At 37.8% G+C, this 17620-nt stretch carries 13 protein-coding genes; 9 read left to right on the plus strand and 4 right to left on the minus strand.

Annotation, left to right across the window (positions count from 1 at the left end):
* The first annotated feature begins 138 nt into the window (after positions 1 to 138).
* Positions 139 to 2922: an ATP-binding protein gene (locus AC6H44_RS12180; RefSeq protein WP_500735780.1), complete on the plus strand. Its 2784-nt coding sequence runs from the start codon at positions 139 to 141 to the stop codon at positions 2920 to 2922.
* Between the two features lie 48 nt (positions 2923 to 2970).
* Here the strand turns inward: AC6H44_RS12180 and AC6H44_RS12185 are convergent, their stop codons facing one another.
* Together AC6H44_RS12185 and mutY are read right to left on the minus strand one after the other, a co-directional pair.
* Positions 2971 to 3243, minus strand: a complete 273-nt coding sequence (locus AC6H44_RS12185; RefSeq protein WP_500735781.1) for an oxidative damage protection protein — start codon at positions 3241 to 3243, stop codon at positions 2971 to 2973.
* A gap of 33 nt (positions 3244 to 3276) precedes the next feature.
* Positions 3277 to 4338: an A/G-specific adenine glycosylase gene (mutY, locus tag AC6H44_RS12190; RefSeq protein WP_500735782.1), complete on the minus strand. Its 1062-nt coding sequence runs from the start codon at positions 4336 to 4338 to the stop codon at positions 3277 to 3279.
* Positions 4339 to 4488: 150 nt separating this feature from the next.
* On the opposite strand from mutY, the gene trmB reads away from it, so the two are divergent.
* The 4 genes from trmB to arcA all read left to right on the plus strand — a co-directional run bounded on the left by trmB (position 4489) and on the right by arcA (position 9488).
* Positions 4489 to 5235 carry a tRNA (guanosine(46)-N7)-methyltransferase TrmB gene (gene trmB, locus AC6H44_RS12195; protein WP_500735784.1) on the plus strand — a complete coding sequence of 249 codons (747 nt, stop codon included), beginning with the start codon at positions 4489 to 4491 and terminating at the stop codon, positions 5233 to 5235.
* 282 nt (positions 5236 to 5517) lie between these two features.
* A complete protein-coding gene (locus AC6H44_RS12200) occupies positions 5518 to 6543 on the plus strand; it encodes a methyltransferase (RefSeq protein ID WP_500735786.1) in 1026 nt (341 codons plus the stop codon).
* A gap of 165 nt (positions 6544 to 6708) precedes the next feature.
* On the plus strand, positions 6709 to 8313 hold the full coding sequence (locus tag AC6H44_RS12205; RefSeq protein ID WP_500735787.1) for a sensor histidine kinase: 1605 nt from the start codon (positions 6709 to 6711) through the stop codon (positions 8311 to 8313).
* 458 nt (positions 8314 to 8771) lie between these two features.
* Positions 8772 to 9488, plus strand: coding sequence for a two-component system response regulator ArcA (gene arcA, locus AC6H44_RS12210; protein WP_500735789.1), 717 nt, complete (start codon positions 8772 to 8774; stop codon positions 9486 to 9488).
* Between the two features lie 4 nt (positions 9489 to 9492).
* On the opposite strand, the gene arcB is transcribed toward arcA, so the two are convergent.
* Entirely contained in the window at positions 9493 to 11811 is a 2319-nt protein-coding gene (arcB, locus tag AC6H44_RS12215; RefSeq protein ID WP_500735790.1) for an aerobic respiration two-component sensor histidine kinase ArcB, read from the minus strand.
* A gap of 332 nt (positions 11812 to 12143) precedes the next feature.
* Here arcB and AC6H44_RS12220 point away from each other — a divergent pair, with 332 nt between their 5' ends.
* The 3 genes from AC6H44_RS12220 (at position 12144) to AC6H44_RS12230 (ending at position 14522) form a co-directional block, all read left to right on the plus strand.
* On the plus strand, positions 12144 to 12740 hold the full coding sequence (locus AC6H44_RS12220) for a DUF2726 domain-containing protein (RefSeq protein WP_500735791.1): 597 nt from the start codon (positions 12144 to 12146) through the stop codon (positions 12738 to 12740).
* 111 nt (positions 12741 to 12851) lie between these two features.
* Complete coding sequence (gene mtnN, locus AC6H44_RS12225; RefSeq protein WP_500735792.1) at positions 12852 to 13559, plus strand: 5'-methylthioadenosine/S-adenosylhomocysteine nucleosidase; 708 nt, start codon at positions 12852 to 12854, stop codon at positions 13557 to 13559.
* Entirely contained in the window at positions 13560 to 14522 is a 963-nt protein-coding gene (locus tag AC6H44_RS12230; protein WP_500735794.1) for a cobalamin biosynthesis protein CobD/CbiB, read from the plus strand.
* A 43-nt stretch (positions 14523 to 14565) separates the two neighbouring features.
* Here AC6H44_RS12230 and tyrS read toward each other — a convergent pair whose 3' ends face one another.
* Positions 14566 to 15765 carry a tyrosine--tRNA ligase gene (gene tyrS / locus AC6H44_RS12235; protein ID WP_500735795.1) on the minus strand — a complete coding sequence of 400 codons (1200 nt, stop codon included), beginning with the start codon at positions 15763 to 15765 and terminating at the stop codon, positions 14566 to 14568.
* Between the two features lie 492 nt (positions 15766 to 16257).
* Here tyrS and AC6H44_RS12240 point away from each other — a divergent pair, with 492 nt between their 5' ends.
* Entirely contained in the window at positions 16258 to 17571 is a 1314-nt protein-coding gene (locus tag AC6H44_RS12240; RefSeq protein WP_500735796.1) for a peptidoglycan DD-metalloendopeptidase family protein, read from the plus strand.
* Positions 17572 to 17620 lie beyond the last annotated feature (49 nt).

Genomic DNA, 17620 nt, shown 5'->3' on the forward strand with positions numbered 1-17620 from the left:
TAACTTTTTATAAATGCAGTTTATTTATCCAACAAAAGAGTTTAAAAAACGTAGTGAAATATTTTTTTTAGATGTTACGATTACATATAACATTCGGTACAGACTTACCGTTTTAATAATATCACGATAGGAAAACTCATGCAGAGTAAATTCTCCTCAGCAGTAAAGGGCCTACTACCTTTATTCTTAGTTAGTAACCTTATAATCACTACATTATTTGTAATTGCCTTCGCGCTTTACCCCCAAAGCAATATTAAGGACAATGAAGTTCGCACTAAGTCTTCAATATTAATTACAACACTTGCTAAGCGCCTTGAGCAACCTATATTAAGTGCATTGTCTTTATTTAAACAAAAGCAGATTGAGCAACTACTCGATATCACAACCGAGCTTAACAATGATTATAGCTATACCCTTTACCGCTTTGATGCAGCAAATCAAGCAGAGCTGGTTTATAACAATAATGATAAATCAATAGCGCCTTTAGCTATTAATAAACACTTAAAAGAACAAAATACGCTTCACCACCTAATTTCGTTAGATGGGCAATTAGTGGGTGAACTTATTATTGAACAAAAACAACCATTAACCCCACAATTAAAGCAAAATATATCGCTAATTTCTTACCTTGTTGGCATTATAGGTTTGTTGGCATTATTTTTATTGGCAATTATTTTTAATAAATATATTAATAAACGATTATCTAAAAATGCTGATTTACTCACGCAAGATCTTAAAGCAATTACACACGATGATAACTATCAAAGTACGCTTAATGAGGGACTTGAAGGTGGTTTAGCGCCTATTGCTCAGCAAATTAATATATTGTTAAAGAAAGTAAGTGCCGTTCAAGCTGATGATAAAGCGGCGCAAAAGGAATTAAAAAAGCTAAAAACGAGTCTTGAATCAGAAGTACAAAATAGAACTTTTGAATTAGAAAAACAAACTCAAAGAGCATTAAAAGCAAGTGAAGCTAAAACCACTTTCTTAGCTATCATGAGCCATGAAATAAGAACACCTATGAATGGGGTTATAGGTACTATCGATTTGCTTCGACAAACTGAACTTGATGGTGCACAACTGCGTTTAAGCACCATCATTCGCGAGTCTGCATTTTCATTACTTAGTGTTTTAGATGATATTTTAGACTTTTCTAAAATTGAAGCTGGCAAACTCAATATAGATCCCACGCCATTTTCTGTCTCAGACACACTGGAGGAAGTGGCTAAAGTTCTTTCCTCGGTGGCAAAAAATCGACATCTAGATTTAGATTTATCGATTGCTCCCGATATCCCCACTAATCTCATGGGTGACTCAGTCAGAGTACGTCAAGTACTCTATAACTTATGCAGTAATGCCATTAAATTTACCACCTCTAATGGTTCCAAAAAAGGTAAAGTAAGAATATCAGTTGAAGTAGCCCATAATACAGCTGATCATTTCACACTGCGTTTTTGCGTAAGCGACAATGGCAAAGGAATGAGTCAGTCACAATTGCGAAAAATCTTTAACCCATTTACTCAAGCTGAAAGTTCAATCACTAGAGAATTTGGCGGTACAGGGCTTGGCCTTTCTATTTGTAAAAGTTTAACTGAACTAATGCTTGGCACCATTGAGGTAACAAGCCATGAGGGCATTGGTAGTGAATTTACTGTAGAGCTGCCCTTTTCAACAGCAGGTAAAACAGAATTTGCTTATAAAAATACACTTAATGACAAACGCGTCGTTGTAGTCAGTAAAAATACTGACCGCAGTAAAGTAATTTATCGCTACTTATCCTTTATGGGCGCTAAAATTACCTACGCTTACGAACAACAAGACATAGAAGCTCACGTAGAGACAAAAGATGTTATTTGGGTTATTGATGGCATTGATGACATGGCTAGTATTAGCACCCTGCTAAGAGGTTTGCTTTACTCATTAGAAGATAATAACCAACAAGCTGTGATATTAAGTAAGCTAGATGAAGCTGTTATCAATCATCAGAATATTTTTTATATTAATGCCTCACCGCTGTGTAAATCTAACTTTATGCTATCAACTTTGGTTGCAGCTGGCTTGCATAAACCTAAGCAGATCAAAAAAGCTAAAAGCATGAATCGCTATTTAAACTCACAAGAGGCGTTAGCTGATAATAAGCTTATATTGTTAGTTGAAGATAATTTATTAAATCAAGAAGTCCTGACAGAACAGTTACATATATTAGGGTACAGTGTAGAGCTGGCTAATAATGGTGAAGAAGGGCTAGAAATGTGGCGCAAAAATAGCTATTCACTCATCCTAACCGATTTACACATGCCTAAAATGTCTGGTTACGATATGGTTGAAAAAATCCGTGAAGAAGCTTCATTACTAGAATCAGTTGACGCTCAACCTTATATTATTGCTGTCACTGCGAATGCTTTAAAAGGTGAAAAAGAACGTTGTTTAGCAGTCGGTATTAATGACTTTATTACTAAGCCAATTGAGTTAAATGCGCTCGAAGATATATTAAAACAATGGAGTGATTTATCTAGTGAACAGCCAAGACAAATTAGCTCAATTGACAAGCCAGTTATACCTATTGATATGGAATCTGCAAACAAATATATAAATGGCGATGAAGCTAAAAAAATTCGCTTTTTTAAGATGTACTTAGAGCAAAGCCAAGAACAAATTAAATCGATTAACTTCGCGGTACTTCAAAGCAACAAAACTGAAATTACAGCGGCTTGTCATCAACTAAAGTCTATATCAAAAACAGTAGGCGCTAATATAGTCGCTGATTTAGCACAGTCATTTGAAGATAGTTGTAAAGTAGAGCAAGTCAATGCTGATGAGTTAATTGAAATGAGAGATAAACTTGAAATTGAATACTCCAGAGCGGCACAGTTTTTAAAAGAGCAAATTAAAAACCACGAGCAGCAAATTGAGCCAACGTAACTATACCCAAACCAAGTAAAAAAGGGCTTTAACAGCCCTTTTTGTTATTTATTTTTCTACAGGCTTATAGCCTTCAATTTCCACATCTTTACCTTCGAATAAAAAGCCAACCATTTGCTCTTCTAAGAAGGTACGATGAGCTGGGTCCATCATATTTAAATGCTTTTCGTTGATCAGCATAGTTTGTTTATGCTGCCACTGCCCCCATGCTTCTTTAGATATGTTATTAAAAATCTTTTCGCCAATTTCACCAGGATAAAGTTGAAATCCAAGGCCCTCGGCTTCTTTTTGTAACTTTTGACAAAATACAGTACGTGCCATGATTTATTCTCTCTAATGCTTAATGCTAATAGTCTAACCTATTGCCGTAATTTGTTTAACCAACTTTTTAGTTGGTGCAGCTAAACCTACCTCTATTGATTGATCAAGCGGATACCATATTAATTGCTTGTCGTTCACCACATCAGGGATTTGCTGAACATTGAGCACATGTGGGTTTATGGTTAGCTCAAAATGTGAGAACACATGGGTAAAAGGCGCTAATATCTCAAGCTCACTTTTTAGCCCTTGTTGTGCTAAAAAAGTATCGAGCTCACTGTGCTCATTAAATTCAAAAAATCCAAATAATCCGCCCCAAATGCCACTACTTGGGCGCTTTTCCATTAACACTTTATCATCACATCGAATAATTAGCTGATGGCAGTGTTTTTTAGGGGTTTGCTTTTTAGGCTTCGAATGTGGGAACTCTTTAACCTTACCCGCATTAAAAGCACCACATTGTGTTTTTAACGGGCATGCTTCACAGTCAAAACGACTTCGTGAACAAAGGCTTGCCCCCAAATCCATCATAGCCTGATTAAACTCAGTCACATTATTTTTAGGGGTGAGTTGTTCACTTAAATGCCAGAGCTGATTTTCTACCTTTTTGACCCCATACCACCCTTCAACCATGAAAAATCGCGCAAGCACTCTTTTAACATTACCATCAAGAATAGGATGATGCTGCCCCAACGATAAAGATAAAACAGCACCGGCAGTGGAGCGCCCTATTCCGGGTAAATCCATTACCTCTTCAAGTGTGCTGGGAAAATGGCCTTGATATTTGTTTCGTACTATTTTGGCCGTTTTATGTAAATTTCGTGCACGCGCGTAATAACCTAAACCAGTCCAGTGATGCAGAACCTGATCTTCATCAGCATTTGCTAAAGCAATAATATCGGGAAAGCTTTGCATAAACTTTTCGAAATAGGGAATAACAGTCACAACTTGGGTTTGCTGCAACATTACCTCAGATACCCACACTTTATAAGGGGTTTTAGCTAATTGCCATGGCAATGTTTTGCGCCCATGGAGATGATACCAATCAACTACTTGATTAGAAAACCAATCAGACTGCTGCTTTTTTAAATCCAACATATTTACTTTTTTACTAATGCTCAATGGCGGCTCAGTCTATTGTAGTTGTTGAAAAGATCAAGCTATAACGCCCTAGAGCTTGTCAACCCCACGCGGGTCAGGGATAATACGCAACCATTTTTAAACACATTGTTTTGTCAGGCCAATAATATGAGTGAATCAAGTAACAACAACCTTGAGCAAGCTAAGCAACAAGGTAAGTATATCCGCACTATTCGTAGTTTTGTAAAACGCGAAGGCCGATTAACCAAAGGCCAAGCCGCTGCAATCGAAAAATGCTGGCCAACAATGGGGCTTGAGCATAAAAACGGCCTACTTGATTTAAACCAAGTCTTTGGTAATGACAATGATGTAGTATTAGAAATTGGTTTTGGTATGGGCAAGTCACTGGTTGAAATGGCAAAAAATGCACCAGAGCTTAACTTTATTGGCATAGAAGTACATCGCCCAGGCGTTGGCGCGTGCTTAATGGATGCCGACGAAGCAGGCGTTACAAACCTTCGTGTATTTGAACATGACGCGGTTGAGGTGCTTTCAGACTGTATAAGTGACGAAAGCTTATCGACCTTGCAGTTGTTCTTTCCTGATCCATGGCACAAAAAGCGTCACCATAAGCGCCGGATTGTAAACACTGAGTTTGTAGAAAAACTGCGTTCTAAATTAAAAATTGGCGGCGTTTTTCATATGGCAACCGATTGGGAAAACTATGCAGAGCATATGCTTGAAGTAATGCAAGCAGCACCTGGCTACAAAAACCAATCAGAAACTAACGACTATGTACCTCGCCCTAATTTACGCCCACTGACTAAGTTTGAACAACGTGGCCATCGTTTAGGCCATGGCGTATGGGATTTAATGTTCGAACGTACTAAGGGTCTGTTGACCTTTCAAGGTTGAATTTGCAGCAGTCTGTTTGGTATTTAGGCAAGGCAGAGCCTATGTGGTGTGGTTATTCCCCATAAATAGGCGATAACGCAGCATCAATGCCAAACAGGCGCAGCCCTTCGGGTTCTGCCTAGGGGCGATTTACTCTTTGTTGCTCGGTTTTTACTTAGCCCACTAGGTTACAAGCCTCGCGCCGCGATTAAACCGCCCCTAGTTTGAACAAATTGTAATCCGCAAAGGTCAACAGACCCTAGGTAACCGTAAATTAAATAATCAAGTAAGGTAAAGCCATTTATGAGCATATTAACCAATCCGAGCCTTCTATTACTTCGCAACAGCGAGGAGCTAAAAGGTAAATCAATATTGGTGGTCAACTTTGTTCAAGATGGCTTTTTAAATTCGCTAAAAACGCTCAACCCACAAAGTACAATAACGGCTTTTAGCTACAACCATGCAAATGGTGAATTTGCTAAAAACATATCGGGTATAAATGTCGTTGTTAATCACACGATTAATGCCGGTGAATATGATTTAGTGATTCTTTATTACCCCAAGTCTAAGCCCGAGCTATTAATGGCGCTCGATAACATACGTGCAGTTATATGCAAAGACGCAGAGCTGCTAGTCGTGGGTGAAAATAAGAGCGGTGTTAAATCAATTGAAAAACAACTCGCCGGTAAAGCGGCATTTAGTAATAAAATAGACTCGGCAAAACATTGTGTTTTGTACTCATTTTCAGAAATAATGCTTAGTCAAGTATTTGATATTAGTACTTACCACAAAGAGTTTGTGATAAACGTAAGTGATATTGAGTTTACTGCTGTAAGTATTCCTGGCGTGTTTAACCATGGCGCCCTTGATGCAGGTACGAAAATGCTGCTAGAAAATGCACCGAAGCTAAAGCACGGTAAAGTACTCGATTTTGGTTGTGGCGCCGGACTTATTGCTACGTTTTTAGGGCTAAAAAATCAGGCGCTTACATTTACATGTAGTGATGTAAGCGCACTTGCTGCTTATGCAACAACACAAACGCTTAAACTTAATAACGTTAAGGGTGAAGCCATACTGAGCGATGGTTTAAGCAGCATTGCAGGTAAGTTTGATTTAATTATTAGCAACCCACCATTTCATACCGGGATTGCAACTGACTACACAGTTGCCGAGTCCTTTTTAAATAATGCTAAACAGCACCTAACTAAAACAGGTAAGTTAACCATTGTTGCTAATAGTTTTTTAAAATACCCACCTATTTTAGAAGCCCAATTTGATAGTTATCACACCGTATTTAAAAACAACAAATTTGCCGTATACAGTAGTTAAAACTATTAACCCCCTATCAAAACATAAATGTGCGGTATATTAGCCGCATATTTACTTTATAAAAATAAATAGTGTAATTAAGCTAATCTTTTTACTTCACTTTTTGCTGTTTTTGCTAAACTACTATTTATCAGATTCACAATTGACACGGATGGCCTTCTCGCAATGTCCAAAACTGTAGCGCAAAATAGCATTCGTAGCATATTGTTTAAAACCATCATGCTTATAACCGCTATCTGTTTGTTATTATCACTTTCTATTTCTACTTATTTAAGTGCGCAAGAACAAAAAAAACAACTCATTAGCAAACTTGTTTTGGTGTCAGAAATCATTGCCTTTGATGCTATGCCCTCATTACTTAATAAAAATAGACCCGCAGAAGAAAGACGCTTAAAGCTTCTTCAGCAAGTTTCATCAGTAACAAATTTACATATATATGCTTTAGATGAAAAAACTAATAAACCGGTATTTTTTACCAGCTTTAATGCTCGAAAATCGCCCCCTGTTCCCATTAAAACCGACAGTATCAATGAGTTCACAAAACCACAAGTCAGTAATGAGTATATTGAGTACATAACTCCCATACTTAATGACGAGCAATTGCTAGGCTATGTATATATAAGAGGAAGATTAGATAATTTAAATCAGTTAATTGCTAAAAAAATTATAATCGATATCGTTATTATGACTCTTATCTTTATTTTTATTAGTTTGATTATTTTAAGGCTGCAAAAACGGATTGCTAGTCCAATAGAAAATTTGAGCTTACTACTTCAAAATATAGCCAGAAATCGCAACTATTACGCTCGCGCACCTTTGACCAACTTAACTGAAATAACACGGCTTTCAAATAGCTTAAATGTAATGCTAGCTCGAACACAAAGACAAATAGAACGCCATGAAGAAGATAAACAAGAAATTAAACTATTAAACTTAAACCTTGAAGAAAAAGTAAACCAACGAACGATTGCACTTAGAGAGGCAAATAAAGAGCTGTTGTCAACACTTGAAAAAATGCACCAATATCAAACTCAAATTGTTGAAAATAAAAAAATGGCTTCATTAGGGCAAATGGTGGCAGGTGTTGCTCATGAAGTAAATACCCCTATTGGGCTTGGCATTACAGGCTCGACCCTATTACGAGATAAACTCGCAGAACTACAAATTAGTTTCCAAAACAAATCACTCACTGCCAGCCAATTTGAGCAATTTACTAACGATGGTCTTGAAAACTTAGATCTAATTTACAGCAGTTTAAACCGCGTCGCAGAACTTATCTCTAACTTTAAAAAAGTAGCGGTAATTAACGATGATGAAATCGCAAACACCGTCAATTTACATCAACTAATAAACGATACATTATTATCAATAGGGCAAGAGTTAAAAATAAAAAAACCTAAAATGATTATAAATTGCCCAGCAGATTTAACTATTGAAAGTAAAAAAGGGCCATTACAGCAAATATTCCATCAACTCATTTTAAACTCTTTACTTCACGGATTTAAAGCGGGAGAGAATAATGAAATACAGATTGATATTGTCTCAACGCCAGAAAAAACGCAGATCATCTATTCAGATAACGGTGAGGGTGTTGAAAAAAATATCAGAGCGAAAATATTTGATCCATTTGTTACCTCAAAACGTGGACAAGGAGCCAGTGGTTTAGGTATGCATTTGGTCTATAATTTAGTTACTCAAGCCTTAGCGGGAGAAATAGTGCTAGATACTAAACACCCAAAAGGGGCGCAGTTTGTTATTACATTACCTTAAAAGAACCAAATAAATTTATTAATCCCCTTGAATTACCACTTTATGACCACATTTAAACGAAATGCATTAAACAGTTGTACTATTAATGCTGTATATTTAAACAATAAATGAACTTAATTGCGTTTAACATATCACATACATTGCTGAAAAGTTGGAAAGTGATATAATTTCATTTTGAATTAGTCTGATTATTTTAAGTATCTTTAGGTGGTTGATGAATGTGTCAATTATTAAAGGGAAATGGCTTCGACTTTATAATTCAAATTATACATTCAACGTTAAGTATCAATTAAGCTGCGGTTTTTAATAATACGTCAAAGTAGGTTTGACGCGCAGCTGTTTTATCTAATGTGTTTTTACTTGTTAACATTTAGATATAATCCTATAATTCTAGTAGTCGGTTTTGATGATCACGCCGATTTTATAAATAAAACACACTCCAAAAAGGTTAATTAAAAATGCAAACGCCAGTCATTCTGATCGTAGAGGATGAAGACGTAACTAGACTAAACCTCGTTAGTTTATTTGAAGCCGAAGGTTACAAAGTTATTGAAGCCATTGATGGCGATGATATGCATGATAAGCTTACAAATAACGATGACGTCAATCTTGTAGTTATGGACATCAACCTGCCAGGTAAAAACGGGCTTATTTTAGCTCGCGAATTACGCCAAAAACGCAAAGTTGGTCTTATTTTCTTAACAGGCCGTGACAATGATGTAGACCGTATTTTAGGTCTTGAAATTGGTGCTGATGACTATATTACTAAACCTTTCAACCCACGTGAATTAACTATTCGTGCACGTAATTTAATTACGCGTACTGCGTTAGGTGCTGAAGAATCTGCTATTGAAACAAATGGCGTGATCACTTTTAACGGTTGGGAACTTGACGAAAACAGTCGTTGCCTTACATCTCCAAACGGGGATGCAAAACGCCTACCTAAAGGAGAGTACAGAGCGTTGCGTTTAATGCTTGATTCTCCAGGTCGTATATTTAGCCGTGAGCAACTAATAAAGCACATGACTGGCCGAGAGCTTCGCGCTAACGACCGTACGGTTGACGTTACTATTCGTCGTATCCGCAAACACTTTGAAAGTGACAACTCTACATCAGAGTTAATCAGCACTATCCACGGTGAAGGTTATCGCTTCATTGGTAAAATAGACAGTTAATTAGCTATTCTAATTGTTGTAAAAATAAATGAAGGGCCTGTTGTCCTTCATTTATTTTATCTGCTAATTCATCAAGCCACTGCGCTAACACCTCATCGCTTTGCTCTAATGCCCCATGCTCCATTTGCTTTGCATGCAATTGCACATCATTAAGACCCACTGAACCTGCAGCGCCTTTAAGCTTATGTGCAACCGATTTGTACTCTTCTCTATCAGCAGCTTTTAACGAAACTGATAACTCTTGTTGATACTGTGGATTTAGCTTTGCAAACAACTGACTACTGCGGTTAAACACTTTAACCCCCATCGAACTTACAAAGTCTTCTATAGTTTCAATATCTAATAGTTCAGTATTTATCTGACTTAATACCTCTTGATTCAAAAGTGGTTGAGGAGCCTCACTTTGCACTTGTTTTATACCAAATAGTTCAGCCAACATATTATCTAGCTTGCTGGTGTTTATTGGTTTAGCAAGCGCGCCTTGAATAGAAATGCCTTTGAGCTCTTCCTCCGCACTTCGAACATTCGCGGTAAGTGCAACAATAGGCAGTTGATCAAAATGACTCTGCGAGCGAATTTGCCTTGCTACTTCATCGCCATTAATATCTGGTAATTGCATATCAAGTAGCACTAAATCTAAGTCATCTTCTGTTTCTACAAATGACAAAGCATCTTCACCTGTCTCAGCCCAAAGTACCTCATGGCCACGCTGTTCTAGCAAGTTAATAGCAATTTCAGCATTTAAAGGGACATCTTCAACTAATAAAATATATAAACTGCGGCCAACATAGCTGTGTTCGGTTGGTGCAGTGCATAACTGCAACGGAATTTGTACGGTAAAGCAACTCCCCTCACCTAACGTACTATTAACAGTAATAATCCCCTTCATTGCACTGACTAGCGCTTTAGTAACCGCTAAGCCAATACCTGAGCCTATTGCGTTAGTGCCTTTGAGATCAGGCGCTTTATAGTACATATCAAAAATACGGGTAAGTTGCTCCTGAGGTATACCTTCACCAGTATCAAGTATTTTAATAATTAACCACGGACCATCTGCACGGTTTTCTCTAGCAAAATCGAGAGTTACACTACCATATTGGGTGAATTTAACGGCGTTGTTAATTAAGTTCCAAACAATTTGGCGTAAACGAGTCGGGTCAAGTAAAGCGTATATATCAAGCATTCCCGAGCGCTTCACTTCAAACGATAGCTCTTTTTGCTCAGCAATCAAACCGGCAAAATTAACCACATCATTAATAAAATCCGACACATTAATTTCGTTGGCAGCAATGTCTAATTGTTCACGATCTATTTTATCTAAATCTATAATATCATTAAAAATATTCCCCAGCGTTTCAGCACTCGAAAACACCGTGTTACACCAGCTACGCTGCTGTTTATTTAGTTCGGTATCCAACAACATACGCGTTAGGCCAACAATACCATTAAGGGGAGTGCGTAACTCATGGCTTAATGTGGCAATAAATTTCCCTTTGTCTTTATAGGCTTTTTCCAGTGCTTGTGCGGCTTCTTTACGACTAGTAATATCCCGCCCAAATGCCAGTAAACCAATATAATCCCCTTGTTCATTAATAAAGGGAAGTTTACGTAACTCAAACCATCTAATCTCACCACTTACTGAGTACTCTACATCTATAGTTAAGCCTTGATGCGTGTGTTCAACTTGCTCATCAGTTCTTAATACTTCAGATAAAAAGTGACTTGGAAATATCTGCTCAGCAGTTTTACCAATTAGTTCGCCACTGGTTTTACCCATCACCTCTTCAAACATTTTATTACAACCGGCAAACACCCCATTATTGTCGCGGTAATAAAATAAATCCGGCGAAGAGTCTACAATCGAGCGAAGAAGCATACCTTGCTGTGCGAGTTCTTGTTGGGTTTTTTTACGCTCTGCAATTTCACGTCTAAGCTCTTCAATGGCGCGATGTTTGGCGTGAAAAGCCATTTTACGTTCATCAATTTCAATATTTAAACGATTAATATTGTCTTTTAAGGTTTGATTTAAAAGCTTTTCTTGTTTTGTAGCGCTGTCTAAGTAAGCGTAAGAGGCATCAAGTTGCAAAATAGAGTTAAGAAGCACACTTATGACAAGAGGAGAAACAACAGCAGTAAAAAACACCACTGCCAATATATCAACTAAATTTATTTCGCCTGTGGCAACGTAATAAAACATACTTGATAAAACCATCGATACTGTCAGTAATAGTGCATAGCAAATAGCCGCAGTTTTGAACTCGCCAAAACGAGTTATTGAACTAGAAAGTACTCGAACCCATGGGTTCAAAGAAGAATCTGTCATATGTCAGTTTTCTCTTAGCTAAATGCTTATTTTTATAAGTAAGTATGATTAAAGACTAATTTTAGCATTATCTATCCGCTAATTTCATAGTGTGTGATAAAAACCGTAAAATTTTATATTTATTGCACTTATTTTTAGGAGCTATAGGCTTTTCTCGATTAAAATTTGTCAACCCAGTAAAGTAATCTTGGCGCGACATTTGTAACCTAGTGGGCTAAATAAAAGCATAATAATGCTCACCTCCATTCGTTAATAAAATAGCCATAACAACTATTTAGGCACATAACTTGCTTTCAAAAAGCAGTGTCAATTTGTTGTTATGGAGTTACCGTATGGAATTCGCTTTATTATTAATATTAGTACTGGTTGTTGGGGCATCCGTGGTTGCGTCAAAATTTAATGATGATGGCGGAAACCCTTATCCTTTTACCCGTAAACAGAGTGTATTTACTCAAGTTGAAGGGGCTTTTTTAGGGTTATTAGAGCGTGCCGTTGGCGATCAATATAAAATTGTCAGCCGTGTTAAGCTAATCGATGTAATTGATTGTAAACAAGGTCTGTCGGCTAAATCTAAACGCGCGGCATTAGCTAAAGTAAAAAATAAACAGCTGGACTTTGTACTGATAGACAAAGAAAAAATGACTATAGTCGCTGCTGTTGATTTGGTTAATAATACTAACAAAGATGGTCACAAAGCACAGCGTGATTGGTTTGTTAACGGTGCATTAGAAGCCGCGGGCATTCCACACATTCGTATGAAGGTAAAATCGGGCTACCGCTCAAGCGAGGTGCGCGACGCTATTATGTTTAAGCTAGGCAAACCTGCTAAATCGCAACCCTTACGCCCTACGCGTACGCGAGTAAATAAACCGGCGGTATTATCTCCCTCTCAAGCGAAAGCGCAATCAACGGCTCTTGCTGAAATATAAACAATACGTCGCTTTAAAGTGCGGGCTTTTTAAGCTCGCATTTTTGTTTATTTTACCCTACGTTATTTTTTACAGTATAATCACCCTATTCAAATTTAGGAACTTAACACTATGCATGTTGGTATTATTGGCGCAATGGAGCCAGAAGTTAAAATTTTACGCGAGGCGATGAAAAATCCACAGGTTTTAACCAAAGCAGGTTTTACCTTTTACACCGGTGAGCTTGCAAATAACACTGTAACTTTAGTGCAATCAGGTATTGGTAAAGTGGTCTCTACTATTGCAACCACTTTACTTATCGATAACTTCAAACCAGATTGTATTATCAACACAGGCTCTGCTGGAGGCTTCGACCCTTCACTTAATGTGGGTGATGTGGTGATTTCATCAGAAGTTCGTCATCACGATGTAGATGTAACAGCATTTGGTTACGAAATTGGCCAAGTACCGCAAATGCCAGCAGGTTTTACTGCTCACCCTAAACTTGTAGAAGCGGCCGAGCAAACAATTGCACAAATTAGTGAGATAAAAACCCTCGTTGGCTTAATTTGTACTGGCGACTCGTTTATGTGCGACCCTGTTCGTATTGAAAAAACACGAAGTGACTTCCCTGCTATGTTGGCAGTAGAGATGGAAGGGGCGTCAATTGCGCAAACGTGTTTTACACTTGATACGCCATTTGTGGTTATTCGTTCAATGTCTGATATTGCTGGTAAGGAGTCTCCACAATCATTCGAAGACTATTTAGAAACAGCCTCTATTAATTCGTCAAAAATGGTGTTGGCCTTACTTGAGAAGTTAACGGCGGTTACGCTGTAAATGCTCAATAATATAGTTCAAAACCATTTGGACTTTATTGTATTTATTTGTGCGCTCCTTGCTGAGCGCTTTTTACCTTTAGTTAGCTGGTATCACCCTAATCATATACTCGGTGCTGTTTTTAACGCCATTGGCCAGCGTCTTTATAAAAAGACAGACAGCAAACAATACCATTATTTAGCGGCTTCATTAGCAAGCGTACTTGTTCTTACTGTTGTTATGATTATTGTCGTTTTGCTCCTAGAATTTGCTTTCTACCCTGAGTTGTTATCTGGTTTTATTTTATATTTATGCTTAGAAAGCAGTAGCTTAAATAAAAAAGCATTACGTATAGCCAGACTGGTTAAAAAAAATCAAAAATCGACAGCGCGCGAGTTATTAAAGCCTTTGGTAGCACGCGAGGTCAAAACACTTTCAAGTTCTGGGATCATTAAAGCCGTTATGGAAAGTGTCATACTTAGAACGGCACGGCATTACTTTGTGGTTATTTTTATTTTTTTATTACTAGGCCCAATTGCCACTCTTGCCTACCGCTTACTTACCTTAATCCAACACGCTTGGCGAGCTGACATTACCCCTAACAGCGCTTTTTTAATGCCGCTTAAACTGACGCTTTTTGTTGTTGAATATATACCGATTCGTTTACTGGCATTGACAATTGCTTCACTTAAAGCCAGTAAAAAAAGCCTACATTATATTAAGCATTATGGACGTCACTTTTATCAAACCAACACAGGTTGGTTACTCAGTGTTTGCTCTGCTTCTTTAGCGTTACAACTTGGTGGCCCTGCTATATATAACAAGCAGCGTTTTAATAAAATGCGTGTTGGAGTGGAGCGCCTGCCAAATGCTGATGATGTAGCAAAACTGCTCAATATCCTTAATCAAACTCGGTTATTTTGGTTACTGGTTATTATTAGCCTTGAAATTATTAAGGCTGTTCTGAGTTTTAAACTCGCATAAAAAAACCAGCCGCCGCTGGTTTTTTATTTAATTACTTATAGCATTAAGCAATCGTAATATTTGCAAACTTGCGCTTGCCTACTTGGTAAATAGCTGTAGTGCCTTTTGCTACTTCCAATTTAGTGTCTGTAATTTTATCTTCGCCATTAAGCTTTACGGCGCCTTGCTTGATCATCCGCATTGCTTCTGAAGTACTGGCTACTAAACCCGCTTCTTTGAGCAAGTTAGCAATTAAAATTGACTCTTCATCAATATTAACCGTCAGCTCAGGAATTTCATCTGGCAGTGCTTTTTTCTGAAAGCGCTGAATAAAATCATCATGCGCGGCTTGTGCATCGGCTTTACTATGAAAACGTGCAATAAGCTCTTTCGCTAATTCAATTTTAATATCACGTGGGTTAGTGCCTTGCTCTACACGCTGTTTTTGCACTGCAATTTCTTCAATAGACAACGCACTTAATAAATCATAATAACGCCACATTAGTACATCACTAATTGACATAATTTTACCGAACATGTCTGAAGGCGTGTCTGTAATACCGATGTAGTTACCTAGTGACTTCGACATTTTCTGAACGCCATCAGTCCCCTCTAGTAAAGGCATCATTAATACGGTTTGTGGTTTTTGGCCTTCGTCTTTTTGCAGCTCACGCCCCATTAAAAGATTAAAGCGCTGATCTGTACCGCCAAGCTCAACATCAGATTCAAGTGCAACAGAATCCCAACCTTGTACCAATGGGTATAAAAATTCATGAATTGCAATAGATTGGCCGCCTGCATAACGCTTTTTAAAATCATCACGCTCAAGCATACGTGCCACAGTTTGGCGAGCGGCTAACTTGATCATGCCCGCAGCGCCTAACTTCTCCATCCAAGTAGAGTTAAATGCGACAGTTGTTTTAGCTGGATCTAAGATTTTAAACACCTGCTCTTTATAGGTTTCAGCGTTAGCAAGCACGTCATCACGCGTAAGCGGCTTGCGGGTCACATTTTTACCTGTTGGATCGCCAATCATACCGGTAAAGTCACCAATTAAGAAAATAACCTCATGACCTAAATCTTGAAAGGTTTTCATTTTATTAATGAGTACAGTGTGACCTAGGTGCAAATCTGGAGCCGTAGGATCGAAACCAGCTTTAATTTTTAGCTTTTTCCCCGACTTTAATTTTTCAACCAACTCATCTTCAATTAATATCTCTTCTGCACCGCGTTTTATCTCTGCTAGAGCGGTTTGTAAATCCACTGTGTGTTACTCCAAAAAATTCTGACAACGAAGGGGGTATAATATGCTCACATTTTATTGCTAGCGCGTTATCACAAAACAAATAAAACTATTTAGCTAACATAACAAATTTCCACTTAATTAGAATAACTTTTTTAGTTAATTATGGCACTAACTAAAAACGAGGCGGTAGGCTCTAAAAAGGAATAAAAAGTAGTTATTAATAATGCTTAAGAAACCAGCTAAATGAACTTAAAAAAACTTATAGATTAATTACTTCTTGTCATTGCATTATTTAACAAGTTAATTTCAGATTATTCTAAAAAAATATTCTACTTAAAATTAAAAAATAATTGTTACTACACTACAATCAGCATATACAGCCTGAATACTCTGTGATTTTAGCTTAATTTAACTCGAGTTTAAATCTACAAAATACTAGTATTCACCGATTATTCGTTATATCCTGCTATATGGCCCATTTATTATCTTGACAGCAGAAAAAGGCACGTTATGGTTTACGTGGTAAACACGCTCCCCAAAAAACACAAAATGCTTATTCTAGGTTTGGCTTCTGCTATTGTTGCCTTAACCTTTCTTCCTTCTGAAAAAGCCACTGCATCCAAAGACAATAGCGAGAGCACGCTAGAAATTGGTAAGCGCTACGAATTACAAATAAAAGTAGGTGAAAACGAAAAACTCACAGACTTAAATTCAGAGCAAGTAACGCAAAAGCTTCCAGAATACGAATTTGTCGACCATATTGTAAAAAATGGAGACAACTTAGCGATCATTTTTAAGCGCGCTGGGTTTTCTGCGCAAACACTTTACAAACTTGTAAATACCAATACCGAAACACGCAAACTAACCAAAATCCACCCTGGTGAAACCTTGAGTTTTGCTACTGCAGAGGATGGTTCGCTGGCCCAATTACGCTATGTTATTTCTAAAACAGACACCCTGTTTGTTACCCTTAATGACGAAGGCCAATACGACACATCTATCGACAGCAAAGAAATAGAAACGCTTAGCAAAACTGTTGGCGGTGAAATTTCAAACAGCTTCTGGACCTCAGCTATCGCAGCAGGGTTGAGCGAACGCCAAATTATGAATTTTGCCGATATATTTGGCTGGGACGTAGATTTTGCTAACGACATTCGTAAGGGTGATGAATTTGGTTTAATTTACGAATCTCATTATGTTGATGGTGAGTTTATTGGTACTGGTAAAATTATTGCCGCTGAATTTATCAACCAAGGTGAGCGCTACACAGCAATTCGTCACACAGACGGTAATTTTTATACCCCTGAAGGCCGCAGTATGAAAAAAGCTTTTTTGCGTGCACCGGTTAACTTTAAATATATTAGTTCAAGCTTCAACCCTCGCCGCTTGCATCCAGTAACTGGACAAGTTAAAGCGCATCGCGGTATTGACTACGCAGCGCGTACAGGTACGCCTGTGGTGTCATCGGGTAATGGTAAAGTAATTAAATCTGGCTACAGCAAATATAATGGTAATTACGTATTTATTAGCCACGGTACACAATACGTTACTAAATATCTACACCTTAATAAACGCTTAGTTAAAACAGGACAAAAAATTAAACAAGGTGAACAAATAGGTACAGTTGGTGCAACAGGTCGTGTTACCGGTGCACATTTACATTATGAGTTTTTGGTTAATGGCGTTCACCGTAATCCTAAAACCGTTGAGCTGCCCAAGTCTGAACCATTACCTCGTTCAGAGCTGGCTAAATTTAAGCCAATTGCTGATAACTTTATTGCCCAATTAGAGCGTAACCGTGAATTACAGCTAGCACTTAAATAAACATTTTCGATGCTTAAATAAAAAAGCCTTTGCTGGAGTTACCCGCAAA

This window comes from Pseudoalteromonas sp. TAP-3C (assembly GCF_059888565.1).